This window comes from Streptomyces cirratus, assembly GCF_014650775.1.
Taxonomy (GTDB): Bacteria; Actinomycetota; Actinomycetes; order Streptomycetales; family Streptomycetaceae; genus Streptomyces; species Streptomyces cirratus.
In genome coordinates this window covers 67,351-81,494 of the sequence record NZ_BMVP01000020.1, presented here as the reverse complement: position 1 = coordinate 81,494, position 14,144 = coordinate 67,351, and the positions used below count along the sequence as shown (strand labels likewise).

The window sequence follows — 14,144 nt, the reverse complement described above, 5'->3', positions numbered from 1 at the left end:
CAAGGTGCTCAAGGCCGCCGGCAAGCCCGAGGTCTCCGACGCCGGCCTCGGCGTCAAGTAAGGCCTGAGGAGCCCGGTCCGGAGGGCGGCAGCACCGGCTCCACGACGCGGGCGCCCACCGTGGGGGCGCTCGTCGCGGGAGCCGGACCGCCGGACCGGGCGACCTCGAAACCGGCGACCCGGTACGACGAACGCCCTCTTCCGACGGAGCCGACATGCCCGCATGCTGCACTCCCGGCCACGCACACGCCTCCACCCCCGCTGCCACGTTCGACCTCGCGCCGCCGCCACCCGCGGCGGCGCCCTCTCGGGCGGCCCGGCAGCTGCTCGCGCTTCCCGGCGGCCGCTTCCTCATGGGCACCGACGCCCCCGACGGCTTCCCCTCCGATGCCGAGGGGCCGGTCCGCGAGGTCGCCGTGGAGCCGTTCCAGATGGCCGCCACGGCCGTGACCAACGCCCAGTACGGCGCATTCGTCGAGGCCACGGGGCACACGACCGAGGCGGAGCGGTTCGGGTACTCCTTCACCTTCGGCGCCTTCCTCTCCGACGAGGTCGCCGCCGTCTCACCGCCCGTGCGGGCCGTCCCCTGGTGGCGGGCCGTGCAGGGGGCGTCCTGGCGGAGTCCCGAAGGGCCCGGCAGCGACGTGGCGGGCCGGCAGGACCACCCCGTCGTCCATGTCTCCTGGAACGACGCCCGCGCCTACTGCGCCTGGTCCGGCACCCGTCTCCCCACCGAGGCCGAGTGGGAGTACGCCGCCCGTGGCGGCCTGGAGCAGCGGCGCTACCCGTGGGGTGACGAGCTGACTCCCGGCGGCCGGCCCATGTGCAACATCTGGCAGGGGGAGTTCCCGCTGCTCGACGCGGACGCCGTCGCCGACGCCGGCGGATACGTCTCCACCGCCCCCGTGACGTCCTTCCGGCCCAACGGCTTCGGCCTCTACAACACCGTCGGCAACGTCTGGGAGTGGTGCGCGGACTGGTTCACCCCGGGCGAGGAATCCTCCCGCGCGATGCGCGGGGGCTCCTACCTGTGTCACGACTCCTACTGCAACCGCTACCGCGTCGCGGCCCGCAGCTCGAACACGCCGGACAGCTCGACGGGGAACATCGGCTTCAGGGTGGCCGCGGACCCCGCACAGGACCCCTTCCGGTTCAGGAGACGGTGACGCGGGCCATGGCCCAGGAGGTGTGGTCGAAGGACGTGCGGTTGTTCGCGTCCTCGACCACCAGCCGCAGGACGCGTACGCCGCGCACGTCCAGGTCGACGGCCACCGGGCCCCCGGCGGCCGTGAGGGTCGGTGTGGTCAGCAGGAGACGGCGTCGCCGTAGACCTTGGCTCGGGTGGCTCCCAGCGCGCTCTGCTTCGCGGAGAAGTCGTCGATTCCGACGAGCGCGGTGAACCGTACGGCGGCCCCGCCGAGGTGGTAGGCGATGTCGCTGGGCGCGTGGACACCGAGGCCCTTGGGGTAGACGGTCCCGCCGAAGGAGATCGGCGGTCCGTCCGCGGCGGCGTTCTTGCCGTTCGACGCATCGCGCTCCACCGGCCCCCAACCGTTCGCGGCGCTGATCCAGGCGAGGTCGGAGAGGTAGGAGTCGCGGGTGGGGGCGGGCGGCGGGGTGGGGACGGTGCCCGTCGCCGGGTAGCGGACCGGACCGCCGGGGGCGAGGGCGCCGCCCTCCGCGGTGAGCGTCCACGCGGTCGCGGGCGAGGCGTTCGCGGGCGGGGTGACCCGCCAGGAGGTGGTGAGCCGGCCGCCCGCGGGGAGCTGTTCCGCCGTGGCCCGGGAGGCGGGCGCCACCGTCCATCCGGCGGGGACCCGCAGGTCGAGTGAGACGGCGGCCCAGGCACGGGAGGAGCCGTTGTCCAGGGTGGCGGTCGCGGTGAACGCCTCGCCGGGGACGGCGAGGGCGGGCAGCGTCAGGCGGGTCCCGAAGGGGACGCGCGGATACGAGTCCTTCCAGGAGGAGCGCATCAGGGCGACCAGCTCCGTGACCCTCGCCGGGTACGCGGTGGCGAGGTCACGGCTCTCACCCAGGTCGGCGGCCAGGTCGTACAGCTCGACCTGCCACTGCGCGTCGGGAAGGTCGTGATCGCGTTGGGGAGCGAAGCGCACGGCTTTCCAGTTGTCGCGGCGGACGGCCTCGGCGAGCCAGGTGGCACGTTTGGCGTCCTGGGCGTCGGCCCGGCTGGTGACGCCCAGTTCGTCGCGGAACCAGTACAGGTGCCCGTGGCGGGCGGAGTCGGGGCTGCCGGCGAGCAGGGGGGCGGCCGACAGCCCGTCCACGTCGGTGGGGGCGGGGGCGCCTCCGAGTTCGGCCAGGGTCGGCAGGACGTCGGTCAGCGGGGTGGGGCGGTCGCTGGTGCCCTGCCGGACGCGGCCGGGGCCCCAGGCGATGAGGGGGATGCGTACGCCGCCCTCGTAGAGGTTGCGCTTGTACCCGCGCAGGGGACCGTTCGCGTCGAACAGGTCGGGGTTGACGCCGCCCTCCTCGTGGGGGCCGTTGTCGCTGGTGACGAGGAGGACGGTGTCCTGCTCCAGCCCCAGGGCGCGCAGCCGGTCGACGACCTTGCCGACCAGCGCGTCGAAGTAGGTCACCTGCGCGGCGTGCCCCTTGTTGGCGGCCGTCCAGGTGCGGTCCGCGTAGGCGCCGGTGTCGGGGATGTCGCTGGGGGCGTGCGGGACGTTCGGGGTGAGCAGGAGCAGGAACGGTTCCTCGGCGTGGTTGCCGATGAATTCCAGGGCGTGCTGCTCCAGCAGGTCGGGCGCGTACACGGCCTTGGCGCCGCCGGCGTTGGCGGGGATGGCCTCCTTCGTGTCGTTGTGCCAGAGGTACTCGGGGTAGTACTGGTGGGCATGGCCGTGGTCGATGTACCCGTAGAACTCCTCGAAGCCGCGGGCGGCCGGGTGGCTGTCCTGGCCGGCGGCCTCCGGACCGAAGCCCCACTTGCCGATCACGGCGGTGCGGTAGCCGCGTGCCCGCAGCACCTGCGCGAAGGTGGTGTCGGCGGCGGTGAGGGAGCCCTGGCCACCGGAGGACGGGTTGGCGCGGACCGTGGCGTGGCCGGTGTGGAGTCCGGTGAGGAGGGAACCTCGTGAAGGGGCGCAGACGGCCGCGGTGGAGTAGGCGTCGGTGAAGCGCAGCCCCTCGGCGGCGAGCCGGTCAAGGCGGGGGGTGGTGATCAGTTTCTGCCCGTACGCGCCGAGTTCGCCGTAGCCGAGGTCGTCGGCGAGGACCACGACGAGGTTCGGCGGCCGGGTGCCGGTGACGGCCGTCGGCTCGGGGAGCGCCGTCGGAGCGGCGGCCCGTGCCACCGGTACGGCTGCGGCCGGGGCGGTGACGCCGAGCGCGGCGGTCGAACCGGCGAGGAACGTACGGCGGCTGGGCATGGCGGAGTGCTCCTCGGATGGGGGCTTGGGGTGCGGGGCGCGGGCCGCGCGTGTGCGCCGATCATGCGCGGTCCGGCGCGGCCAGACCATGCACGGGACATGAAGACCTTGTGACAGCGCCCCCGCCCCGCCCGGCAGCTGTCGTGCCGTCAGTGCCTCCACTTCGAAGTGACCTGGGCGGCCGCCGCGCGGAGGCCGGTCGGTGCGGCGGCCCCCGATGACGGGAGGCGCGTCGGCGTGTTGCCGAGGACCCGAGGGTCCTCACTGGGGTCGCGGCGCGGAGGCCGGTGGAGTCGTGCAGCACCGACGCCGCTTCCGACGGCCGAAAGCCTGACCCTCCGACCCGCAGTGCCGGTCGCGGCAGAGGCCCGGGTGTGCCGTTGTGTGCGCCGCTGCTCGGCCGGACCGGACACGGGCCGGCCGACCGGCGTCTTCTGAGCGCGGCGCGGGATCAACTCCCGGTGCGCCACTGGTGTTCAGGCAGGAAGCGCACGTCGTACCGCTGTGGCACCGTGGCGAACTGGTGCGGTCCGGGTACGTACGGCTCGGACGGGAGGCCGAGTTCCTCGGTCGGCACGCCCAAGTTCTCGAAGAACCGCTCGAAGGTGCCACCGGGACCTGCGGCGACGCCCACGACCCGGCTGTGGTGGCGTTCGATGCGATAGGCGTGCGGGCAGTTCTTCGGCACGAACCCGAAGTCGCCGGCCCTGAGCAGCCTTTCGTACTGCTGTCCCTCCACGTCCTCGACGAACAGCCGCACCGCGCCGTCGGTGATGTAGAAGACCTCGTACGTGTCGGAGTGGACGTGAGCCGGGATCACGTCGCCCTCGGGCCCCTCGACGGTGAAGAAGTTGAAGGTGTTCTCCGTCTGCTCACCACCGGCGTAGACGGTGACCAGGTCGGTGAACAGGTGGGCGCGGTCGCCGAGTCCCTTCTCGATGAAGTACGGCTTCCCGGGCTCCGCCGGTATCCGCGACCCTCGGCGGCGCGGAAGCCGGTGACTGGGACGGGTGAACTCCATGGTCATGGGGACCTCCGATGCGACGATGCAATGAATGTCAGGGTACCTGACATTCGGCATCGGGTGGTCCCGGGCGGTCGCTATGCTCGGAACCCCGTCGCCCCGTGAGGAACCATGGCCACCCCCGCACGCAACCTGCCCCAGCTGCTCACCGAGGCCAAGCGCTGGTTCGACGACGCGTTGCTGGCCAGCATGCGGGCCGCCGGAGAGCAGCCGGTCACCGTCGGGCAGGCGGCCGTCTTCGCCGCCCTGGACGAAGGGGGCACCACGGTCTCGGAGCTCGCGCGCCGGATGGGCGTCACCCGCCAGACCGCCCACCAGGCCGTCCACGTTCTCATCGGCATGAGAATGCTGGAGCAGACGTCCGATCCCGCCTCCGCACGCAGCCGCCTGATCCGCCCGACCGCGGAAGGCGCCCGTGTGCACCGACGAGCCCAGGACACCCTCGCCGTCATCGAAGGCGTCCTGACGGAACGCATCGGTGCCGACGCCGTCGACGCCCTTCGCCGGGCCTTGACCGCCCCGATGGGGGAGCCCCCGCTGGTCGAGGCGCCCTGAGCGGTGCCAACCCGGCGCGGGCCGGGTGGACGGTTGCAGAGATCAGGCGTCGCGCTTGAGGGCCTTGCGGACCCAGTCCGAACAGGCGGAAAACGGTGCTGTGTAAGCCCGGCCATGCCGAGCACGCGACGCCCGGGCCATCGGGGCAGCAGGCCGAAGTGCAGACCAGGCAGCGGTCCCCGACAGCAGGGGTAACCCCCGCGAGCCGGCGGGACGGCTGGTGCCAAGTCGCCGTCACCGGGCGACTGGCGGGTAAAGGGGCGATCACGCACCGCATGTGACGGTGTCGTACGGAACATGTCACAGAGCTCGTACCGCCTGGTGCCTGTGCTTCCCCCCAAGGCCCATCGATGGGATGTTACGGGCCGCAGCGGCCCGCAGCAGCCGCAAGGAGGGATCGGGGTGGAGACCTTGACACAGCAACAAGGCCGCGTCGGCCGGGGCAGATTCGCCGGAAGAGTCCGAGGAATCGGCCGGACCGGCGCGAACGGCACGACGCGGTGTCGCCGGGCGGCGCTGGCCGCAACGGCGATCGCCGTGACCGCACCACTCACCGTGGGGGCCGCAGGAGCCGGCGGGGCGGCGGGAGACCACCCGATCGTCTTCGCCCGCTACACCTCGGCAGCGCCCACGGAAGACCTCTACGCGATCTCCCCCGGTGGCGGCACGTCCATCAACCTCACCCACACGTCCACCGTCAGCGACGTCATGCCCAGCTGGTCCCCCGACGGCACGCGGGTGGCCTTCGTCCGTTACGGAGCCGGCGGAGCCGTCGACGGCATCTGGACGATGAAGACCACGGGCGGCGACTTGAAGCCCGTCCCGGGCACCGAGGGCGCCTCCGACCCGGCGTGGTCCCCCGACGGCAAGCGGATCGCCTACGCCAAGCCGGTCGGCAAGCAGCGCGAGATCTATGTCGCCGACATCGACGGCACTCCCGCCACCAGGCTCACCCACATCGCGGCGGACGACCTCCACCCGACGTGGTCCCCGGACGGCAAGTCCCTGGCGTTCAACCGCGCCGACACGGGCGGACACAGCAGGATCATGCGGATCCGGCTGTCCAGCCTGGTCCAGACGGCGGTAACGGGGCCTGACTCCCACGACTGGACGCCCGACTGGTCACACAGCGACCGCATCGCCTTCAGCCGCTTGGACTCCTCCGGCTTTGCCCACCTCTACCTCGTCCGCCCCGACGGCACCGGAGTGCACCGCATCACCACGGGCCGCCTCAACGACAAGTACCCCTCCTGGTCGCCGGACGGCAGCCGCCTGGTCTTCACCAGAGGCGGTGCCGACGACGCGGACCCCGAACACCTCTACGTGGTACGGGCCGACGGCACCGCACTGACCCAGCTCACCAAGACCGACTCCCATGACCTGGAGGCCGACTGGAGGCCGTAGGGCGCCGGTTGCCCGTCGCCACGGCATTGCTCCATCAGGGTGAGGAGTAATCGTTCCTGCTCTCGGCTACCGTCCCACCCTCGCGGCTCGGGCTCCGTGGCATCGCTACGATCACACCGGACCACCGACCGCGAGGGTGCGCACACAAGGCGGCGAGAGCACTGCCCATGCCCGACGAAGCTCGTACGGACACTGCCCCCGCAGTGGTCATCGGAGCCGGCCCCAGTGGTCTGGCGACCGCTGCGATGCTGCAGAGGGTGGGCGTCCCCGCCGTGGTGCTGGAGCGCGGGGAGCAGGTGGGCGTGAGCTGGGCCAAGCGCTACGACCACTTGAGCCTCCACACCGCCCGGAGCGGATCCCATCTGCCCGGTCTGGCTCTGCCCCGTGGCTCGGGAACCTGGGTGGGACGAGACGCCTTCGTCGATTACCTAGAGGCATACCGCAGCCACCACCGTCTGCGCGTCCGGCTCAACGTTCCGGTCGAGCGGATCGAGGCTGCCTCGACGGGACCCGCACCGGAGGCCGGCGGTGCCGGTGGCGCGGGCGTGCGGTGGCGGGTGCACACCGGCCGGGGCCCGATCGCCGCACGGGCGGTGGTGATCGCCACCGGACGTTGCCGGACCCCGCACCTGCCCGACTGGCCCGGGCTGGACTCTTACAATGGCCTGTTCCTGCACGCGGCGGGCTACCGCGGCCCCGCCGCGTACCGGGGCCGGTCGGTGCTGGTGGTGGGCGCCGGCAACAGCGGCACCGAGATCGCCACCGCCTTGGCACGGCAGGGCGCCAAGCAGGTGTGGATCGCCGTGCGGACCCCACCGAACATCTTGCCCCGCGACTCCAGCCGCTGGCACGCGCTCGGGCGCTTGACGGAGTTCCTGCCGGCGGCCTGGCGCGACCGGTCGGCGCTGTGGACGCAGCGCTGCGTCGTCGGAGACCTCACGTCCCACGGCATTCCCCGCCCGACCACCGGCCCGTTCACCCGCAACCACCGCGAGGGCAACAACCCCGTACTGGACCACGGGTTCGTGGAAGCCGTACGGACCGGCCGTATTCGGCCGGTGGCCGCCGTCACCGGGTTCGACGGACCACGGGTGGACCTGGCCGACGGTTCCGTCCTGACTCCGGACGTCGTGATCGCTGCGACCGGCTACCGCCCCCAACTGGAGGGCCTGCTGTCCGGCCTGGGCGTCCTCGACGGGTCGGGGCATCCCCTGGTCCACGGCGCACTCACCGCACCGCTCGCCCCCCACCTGTACTTCGTCGGGTTCACCAACCCCCTCAGCGGCGCCCTCTACCAGGCAGGTGTGGAGGCCCGCGCCATCTCGCATGCCATCGCCGCGCGAACCGCACCCGTACCCGCACCACGCCGTGCCGCCGCGCCCGCACCGGCGGAGCCCGTCCGATGACGTGCCGCCGCCCACGCCCCGACCCACCCGGTACGCCGCGCGAGGACAGGCTCACGGTCACCCCGCCGGACCGGTTGACACTGACCCACGTCCGCAAGACCTACGGCCGCAGCCCCGTCCTCGCCGACGCCACACTGACCGTGCCCGCAGGCGCCCTGGTCGGGGTGACGGGCGAGAACGGGGCGGGCAAGAGCACCTTGCTGCGCATCGCGGTGGGGCAGCTCGCCGCCGACCACGGCCAGGTCACCCGCACGGGCAAGCTGGGCTACTGCCCCCAGCAGATCCATCTCGACGACGCCCTGACCGTGGAGCAGCACCTACGCCTGTTCCGGGCGGCCTACCGCCTGCCCGACCTCACCCGGGCCGAGGAGCTTCTCGACGTCCTCGGCTACGCCGACAGTCGTCACCGTCGTCCGGGCCGGCTCAGCGGCGGCACCCGGCAGAAGCTCAACCTCACCTTGGCCCTGATGCACTCACCCGACCTACTGATCCTCGACGAGCCCCACCAAGGCTTCGATCACACCACCTACGAACGCTTCTGGACACTGACCGAGCAGCTGCGCTCCGACGGCTGCGCGATCGTCGTCGTCTCCCACCTCCTGCACGACCGGGCACGCTTCGACACCGTCCATCACCTCCGCCACGGCCGTCTCCACGTACTCTCCGCCGAGGTGAGGGCATGAGGTCCTGGAGCCAAGCCTTCCTGATCGCCCTGCGCCTGACCCTGCTCGGCCACCTGTACAACCGCCTCGCCCTGCTGATGGCGGTCGTCTTCGTCCCGGCATGGGTCTGGATCTCCGGCACGTGCCTGCCGAGCACCCCCCTCACGTTCCGCGTGGCCGTCGTCGACGCCGAGGTCACCACCGACATCAGTCATGCCACACAGATCATCAGCACCCTGCCCGGTGCGGCCACGGTGATCGGCTTCATGATGTTCATGACGACGTACAAGGCCCGCGAGATGGACCAGCGCCTCATCCTGGCCGGGTTCCCCCGTACCGCCCTGTCGCTGGCCAGACTCACCGCCATGGCCGCAGTCGCCGCCGTACTGGCCACCCAGATCACCGTCCTGTTGCGCATGGCCGTGGGCGCGCCGCAGCCGGCCGTGATCTGGACGGCCGGACTCTGCGCGGCCCTCGCCTACGGCGGTCTGGGCACCATGCTGGGTGCCCTCCTCAACAGCGAACTGAGCGGCCTGTTCCTCGTCATCGCGGTCGTCTTCGCGGAACTGACCCTGCAAAATCCGCTGAACAACCCGCGCGCCGACCAGCCTTGGCTGGTCGTCCTGCCCTTGTTCGGCCCCAGCCAGACCGCCACCGCCGCGGCCTTCACCCACCACGACCCGGGGAGCGGGCACGCAGCCCTGGGCCTGCTGTGGTGCGCCTCCACCATCGCGGTGGCGACCACCGCGCTCTACGCCCGCACCCGCTCCTACGGACCGCACACGCCACCGCCAGGCCCTTTCCTGCCCGCGAGCAGGGCCGCCCCACCCGCCGCCACGGACACCGGCGTTCAACCTGCGGGCACCCACGGCGCACCCTCACCACGCACCTGACGGCCGGCTGCGCCACGAAGCCCAGCACATCGGTGCAGAAGCGCAGGGCCTTTTTCTGATCGTCCCGCCAAGAAGCGCACGCCGCCGTTCACATCGCGCAGTTCCCCGCTCGCCGCGACGTCCGTGTGCGTCGCCGTGCCGTGCACATTTCGTTGACGGCCGGACCGGATGCGGATCTGCCGCCCGTACGGTCCGATCCCTCGGCCGCCGGGGCTCCGTGCTCGCCGCCGTGGTTCGCATCGGTGGCTCAGGCGCGCTTCCGGACCCAGGCGGACGAAGTGAGCCCCGTCGAGGGCCCGGGACGCACGGACGCCGTGTTCCGAGCCTTCCCTGTCCGGCGACCGGACGGTAACTTGTCGCCGCAGCCGCCCGGGAACGGGGCGGCCACAGCCGGGGGAGCCGACATGAAGAGCCTCGTACGGGTGGTGCTGAGCGTGCTGCTCCTCGCGGGCGGCGCCTTGCCGGCCACCGCGGCCGCCGCCGGCACGGCCGCCGCCTCAGTGGTTCCGTCGCCCCCGCGGCCGGCCGTCGTCCCGCCGGACGCGTCCTGGACACCCCCGCTCTCCACCCGGGGCCGTTACATCGTCGACGCCCAGGGCAACCGCTTCCGCCTGCGCTCCGGCAACTGGGACGGCGCCCAGGGCTCCTGGAACGGCTCCGGCGACCAGGGCGACCCCGCCAACCACCACGCGGGCCAGGATTCCCACGGCATCCCGCTGGGCCTGGACCGGACCGCCCTGCCGGCCCTGCTCGCCGACTTCCGCGCCCTCGGCCTCAACAGCGTGCGGCTGCCCTTCTCCAACGACATGCTCCACACGACCACCCCCGTCCCGGACGCCGCCGTCACCGCCAACCCCGACCTGCGCGGCCGGACCCCGCTCCAGGTCTACGACGCCGTCGTACGCGCCCTCACCGACGCCGGGTTCGCCGTCATCCTGAACAACCACACCGGCACCACCCGATGGTGCTGCGGCCTCGACGGCAACGAACGCTGGAACAGCGGTCGTTCCACCACACAGTGGGCCGACGACTGGGTCTTCCTCGCCCGCCGATACCGTGACAACCCGCGCGTGGTCGGTGCCGATCTCTACAACGAGGTCCGCCGCGACACCTGGGACGACCCCAACTGGGGCCTGGGCGACGCCCACGACTGGCAAGCCGCCGCCCAAGAGGCCGCCGACCGGATCCTCACCGAGGCCAACCCCAACCTGCTCATCGTCATCGAGGGCATCAACTGGACCGGCATCCCACTCGACGGCCTGCCCCACGGCCGCCCCGCCCTCACGCCCGTCCGCACCCTCTCCCACACCCTCGTCGTCTCCAACAAGCTGGTGTACTCCGCGCACTTCTACGGGTACACCGGCCCCCACCACAGCGGCGCGACCGGCCTCGGCGAGACCCATGACGCCCGCTACCAGGACATGACCCCCGCCGAGCTCCGGCAGACCCTCTACGACCAGGCCTTCTTCGTCTCCGCCGAAACCGGGACGCACTTCACCGCCCCCGTCTGGATCAGCGAGTTCGGCATCGGCGCAGACGAGAACGGGGCCGCCCCGCGCGCATGGTTCCAGAACCTCACCGCTGACCTCGCCGCCTCCGACGCCGACTTCGCCTACTGGCCGCTCGTCGGCTGGAGCACCACCGCACAAGGCACCCCGGGCGGCGACAGCTGGGCCCTGCTCCGCTACGACGCCACCGGCCGCCGCACCGGAGCCCTCGACCCCGCGGACTGGCGCACCGGCCCCTGGACGAACCTCACCACCGCCCCCGGCCGCACCGGAGCCGTACCCGCGACCGTCTCCTGGTTCCAGCTGAGCACCGACCACCGGGACCACAACGCCTCGCTGCGCACCCGCGCCGCCGGGGACTGGGACACCGGCGCCCGCAAAGCCGTCTGCCCCGACGGTGCCCGCCTGGCCGGCCTCAGCCACACCGGCGGCCGGGGCCTGTGCTCCACCTCCGACCTGCGGGCCGCGGCCGCCGGCCAGACGGTGGTCCGCGACGAGACGTACGTCCCACCGGGCGGCGACTGGGCCGGCGGCTACACCAAACTCCAGTGCCCCGACGGGCAGTTCATCATCGGGTACAGCGTCCGCGGCGAGCAGGTCTCGGCGGCCCTGTGCGCCCCGGCACGCACCTCGCTGCCCGCGGGAGGCGGCCGCACGGTCTGGTTCGACCGGGGGGACAACCGTCCGGCGGACGCCGGGGGTGGCGATTTCGCCGCCGGCCACTACAAGGGTCAGTGCCGGCCGGCCGAGTACGCGGCGGGCATCGCCTTCACCACCCGCGTCGCCGCCCGTCCGACGCCGGCGGCGCTCTTGTGCCGGCCCCTGCCGGCCGGCTGAGGCCACCGCCGCTGGAATCCCGCGCGTCGCGACGGGTCCTGGGGCGTCGGGCGGTCGTACTGTCGAACCCGCCGCCAAGGAGGATTTCTGATGCGCAGCGTGACCTATTCGATGGGCGTCTCACTCGACGGCTACATCGTCGGGCCGGACGGTGGTTTCGACTGGACGGCCCCCGACGAGGAGGTCTTTCGCTTCGCCACGGACGAGGTGCGGCAGGTCGGCGTCCACCTGTTGGGGCGACGGCTGTACGAGACGATGCTGTACTGGGAGACCGCCGAGCAGGACGCATCGCTCGACTTCTCGACGCTGGAGTTCGCCGCGATCTGGAAGTCGCTGCCGAAGGTGGTGTTCTCGACCACGTTGTCGGCGGTCCGCGGCAATGCCCGCTTGGCCTCCGGAGGCCTGGCGGAGGAGATCGAGCGGTTGCGGGCCGAACCGGGAGAGGGCGACATCGCGATCGGCGGCGCGACGCTCGCTGCCGAGGCCGCCGCGTCGGGTCTCGTCGACGAGTACCGGGCCAGGGTCTACCCGGTGCTGGTCGGCGGCGGCATTCCCTTCTTCCCCCGGAACGAGCGCCGGGTTGGCCTGGAACTCGTCGAGACGCGCACCTTCAGCTCACAAGTCGTCCACCTCCGCTACCGCGTGGCGCGCTAGCCGGTTCGACCGCCGAGCGTCCGGAGGCGCGGACGTGCTCGATGAGTACGTTGGGCATGTGCGTGCCGACGACGTCGTCAGCCGAGGATGAGCGGGAGCTTTGAGGCGAGATCGCCCAGTGCAGCCTTCTCGGCGCCGGTCGGCGTGCGACGTCCGGTGCCGATGAGCAGCGCGTCCTTGTCGGAGAACGAGGCGGGAAAGGGGTTTCCGGCGATCTTCTCCAGCGACGCGCGGGCCGCGGCGAGGGTCTCGGCGGGCGGCTCGGGGGCCGACGGCAGATGCGCGATCAGATCGAGGTGGTGCAGGGTCCATTCGAGGACGTAGGCGCAGAGGTAGTCGCCGATGGTCAGCACCTTGTCCTGGGTGCTGACGCGGAGTGCGGGATCGGCGAGTTCGGCGGCCCGGCCGGCCGCGGAACCGATGTCGTCGAGGTGGAACTTGAGCCACCGCGGCTCGCCGTATGCGGCGGCCAGCCGCGGGATCAGCGCATCGAGGGGGTCCTCGCCGGTCGGTGGTCCGTCGAGTACGTCCCAGTACGTGACCGCATCCGCGGTCGGTGCGGTTTCGGCGGGCGTGACCAGGGTGATCAGGACGTCCTGGGCGTCGATGACCAGGTGGCAGACCAGGTCCCGCACGAGCCAGCCGGTACAGCCGGACGGCCGCTCGAAGTCCTCGTCCGGCAAGTCGGCGACCGCTGCGCGCAGCGCCGCCCATGAACGTGAGAAGAGGTCCATCAGGGCACGGTATGCCGGGTGAGGGCGTTGCCGTAGTCGTACATGCCGCCGAGGTCGGCCCGCCCGTCGCATCGCGGAGTCCCCTATGCTCACGAGACAGTTGGTATGAAAAGCCTTTGGGGGCGCGGAGCCGCATGGCCGACGAGATCAAGTACGAGTACAAGACCGTGCAGACGGTTCGCGGTACCGACGGCTTGGTGATCGCGAGGATGCAGAAGGACGGCTGGGAGCTCGTGGGGCAGGCCAAGGGCAGGCTGCGTTCCACCCTCGACTTCCGTCGGCCGAAGAAACCGCTGCCGTGGCTCCTGATCGGCGCGGCGGCCGCCGTCTTCGTGATCCTGGCCATCGTCATCGGCACTGCCACTGCACTCGGCGACGGAGGCGGGAAGAAGGACGGGTCGGGCAAGTCGACGACCGCCGCGAGCGAGAAGCCTTCCTCCACGTCGACTCCGCCTGTGGCCGAGTCGGCTGCCACTGACGTGATCACGCCTCAGAGCAGCCCGGAGTTCGCGGCCCTGCTGAAGGCGGACTCGTGCGACAAGGCGAACCTGGACTTCGCGACCAGGCACAAGGGCCGGACCGTCGCTTTCGACGGCTCGATCGTGAACATGGCACCCCACGGTGACCACGACACCCGCTACGACTTCCTCCTGGGCCCAGGTGACAAGGGGCCGAACACGGGAGTCGGCCCGGCCTTCAAGTACGAGGACGTCAACATCCAGGACCTGAGACTGACCGGCAAGGAGCCCCCCGCCGCCGTGGGCGCAGGCAACAAGTTCCGCTTCGTTGCCGAGGTGCGCGGATTCAACGCCGAGCAGTGTCTCTTCTTCCTCGATCCCGTTTCGACGGAACCCCGGTAGTCAAGGTGGGCAGCTGTGTCATCGCGGACCGGCGTGCCCGACCATTCGGGGTGCACCACCCCGCTCGCCGTCCGCCGGCGCCCTGCATCCTTGCCGCGGTGACCCGTCGCCCCGGTCACCACCCCTCCCGGCACGGGCCGGGCGGTCCCGGGCTGCCCGCCCGGAGAGGAACAGGTACTGGAACCACGTGTCCCCGCCGCATCGAAGCCGCCGACCTG

The 14,144-nt window shown here is 71.8% G+C and carries 11 protein-coding genes and 1 pseudogene; 9 read left to right on the top strand and 3 right to left on the bottom strand.

What is annotated here, in order from left to right:
* The first annotated feature begins 215 nt into the window (after positions 1–215).
* On the top strand, positions 216–1,166 hold the full coding sequence (locus tag IE207_RS30055; protein ID WP_190187482.1) for a formylglycine-generating enzyme family protein: 951 nt from the start codon (positions 216–218) through the stop codon (positions 1,164–1,166).
* On the opposite strand, the pseudogene IE207_RS30050 reads toward IE207_RS30055, so the two are convergent.
* Both IE207_RS30050 and IE207_RS30045 read right to left on the bottom strand, forming a co-directional pair.
* A pseudogene (locus IE207_RS30050) lies at positions 1,153–3,389 on the bottom strand (sulfatase family protein). The gene IE207_RS30055 and the pseudogene IE207_RS30050 overlap by 14 nt on opposite strands.
* Positions 3,390–3,840: 451 nt before the next feature.
* The gene (locus IE207_RS30045; RefSeq protein ID WP_190187481.1) at positions 3,841–4,416 is read right to left on the bottom strand and encodes a quercetin 2,3-dioxygenase; all 576 of its coding nucleotides are present in this window, start codon (positions 4,414–4,416) and stop codon (positions 3,841–3,843) included.
* Positions 4,417–4,524: 108 nt separating this feature from the next.
* Here IE207_RS30045 and IE207_RS30040 point away from each other — a divergent pair, with 108 nt between their 5' ends.
* The 7 genes from IE207_RS30040 to IE207_RS30010 all read left to right on the top strand — a co-directional run bounded on the left by IE207_RS30040 (position 4,525) and on the right by IE207_RS30010 (position 12,332).
* Positions 4,525–4,968 carry a MarR family winged helix-turn-helix transcriptional regulator gene (locus tag IE207_RS30040; protein ID WP_190187480.1) on the top strand — a complete coding sequence of 148 codons (444 nt, stop codon included), beginning with the start codon at positions 4,525–4,527 and terminating at the stop codon, positions 4,966–4,968.
* 537 nt (positions 4,969–5,505) lie between these two features.
* Positions 5,506–6,372 carry a beta-propeller domain-containing protein gene (locus IE207_RS30035; RefSeq protein WP_190187479.1) on the top strand — a complete coding sequence of 289 codons (867 nt, stop codon included), beginning with the start codon at positions 5,506–5,508 and terminating at the stop codon, positions 6,370–6,372.
* 167 nt (positions 6,373–6,539) lie between these two features.
* On the top strand, positions 6,540–7,778 hold the full coding sequence (locus tag IE207_RS30030) for a flavin-containing monooxygenase (protein ID WP_190187478.1): 1,239 nt from the start codon (positions 6,540–6,542) through the stop codon (positions 7,776–7,778).
* 74 nt (positions 7,779–7,852) lie between these two features.
* Positions 7,853–8,461 (top strand): ATP-binding cassette domain-containing protein, encoded by a 609-nt coding sequence (locus tag IE207_RS30025; protein WP_229874144.1) that lies wholly within the window; start codon positions 7,853–7,855, stop codon positions 8,459–8,461.
* Complete coding sequence (locus IE207_RS30020) at positions 8,458–9,333, top strand: hypothetical protein (RefSeq protein WP_190187476.1); 876 nt, start codon at positions 8,458–8,460, stop codon at positions 9,331–9,333. Before IE207_RS30025 ends, IE207_RS30020 begins: the two co-directional genes overlap by 4 nt.
* A gap of 404 nt (positions 9,334–9,737) precedes the next feature.
* Positions 9,738–11,678, top strand: a complete 1,941-nt coding sequence (locus IE207_RS30015; protein WP_190187475.1) for a glycoside hydrolase family 5 protein — start codon at positions 9,738–9,740, stop codon at positions 11,676–11,678.
* Positions 11,679–11,768: 90 nt separating this feature from the next.
* Positions 11,769–12,332 (top strand): dihydrofolate reductase family protein, encoded by a 564-nt coding sequence (locus IE207_RS30010; RefSeq protein WP_190187474.1) that lies wholly within the window; start codon positions 11,769–11,771, stop codon positions 12,330–12,332.
* Positions 12,333–12,409: 77 nt separating this feature from the next.
* Here the strand turns inward: IE207_RS30010 and IE207_RS30005 are convergent, their stop codons facing one another.
* Positions 12,410–13,066: a maleylpyruvate isomerase N-terminal domain-containing protein gene (locus tag IE207_RS30005; protein WP_190187473.1), complete on the bottom strand. Its 657-nt coding sequence runs from the start codon at positions 13,064–13,066 to the stop codon at positions 12,410–12,412.
* Positions 13,067–13,200: 134 nt separating this feature from the next.
* Between IE207_RS30005 and IE207_RS30000 the strand changes: the two genes are divergently transcribed.
* Positions 13,201–13,926: a DUF4839 domain-containing protein gene (locus tag IE207_RS30000; protein WP_190187472.1), complete on the top strand. Its 726-nt coding sequence runs from the start codon at positions 13,201–13,203 to the stop codon at positions 13,924–13,926.
* The last annotated feature ends 218 nt before the right edge of the window (positions 13,927–14,144 follow it).

Coding starts and splice junctions, on each gene's coding strand:
- IE207_RS30055 (WP_190187482.1), top strand. CDS start 216: ATGCCCGCATGCTGCACTCCCGGCCACGCACACGCCTCCACCCCCGCT.
- IE207_RS30045 (WP_190187481.1), bottom strand. CDS start 4,416: ATGACCATGGAGTTCACCCGTCCCAGTCACCGGCTTCCGCGCCGCCGA.
- IE207_RS30040 (WP_190187480.1), top strand. CDS start 4,525: ATGGCCACCCCCGCACGCAACCTGCCCCAGCTGCTCACCGAGGCCAAG.
- IE207_RS30030 (WP_190187478.1), top strand. CDS start 6,540: ATGCCCGACGAAGCTCGTACGGACACTGCCCCCGCAGTGGTCATCGGA.
- IE207_RS30020 (WP_190187476.1), top strand. CDS start 8,458: ATGAGGTCCTGGAGCCAAGCCTTCCTGATCGCCCTGCGCCTGACCCTG.
- IE207_RS30015 (WP_190187475.1), top strand. CDS start 9,738: ATGAAGAGCCTCGTACGGGTGGTGCTGAGCGTGCTGCTCCTCGCGGGC.
- IE207_RS30010 (WP_190187474.1), top strand. CDS start 11,769: ATGCGCAGCGTGACCTATTCGATGGGCGTCTCACTCGACGGCTACATC.
- IE207_RS30005 (WP_190187473.1), bottom strand. CDS start 13,066: ATGGACCTCTTCTCACGTTCATGGGCGGCGCTGCGCGCAGCGGTCGCC.
- IE207_RS30000 (WP_190187472.1), top strand. CDS start 13,201: ATGGCCGACGAGATCAAGTACGAGTACAAGACCGTGCAGACGGTTCGC.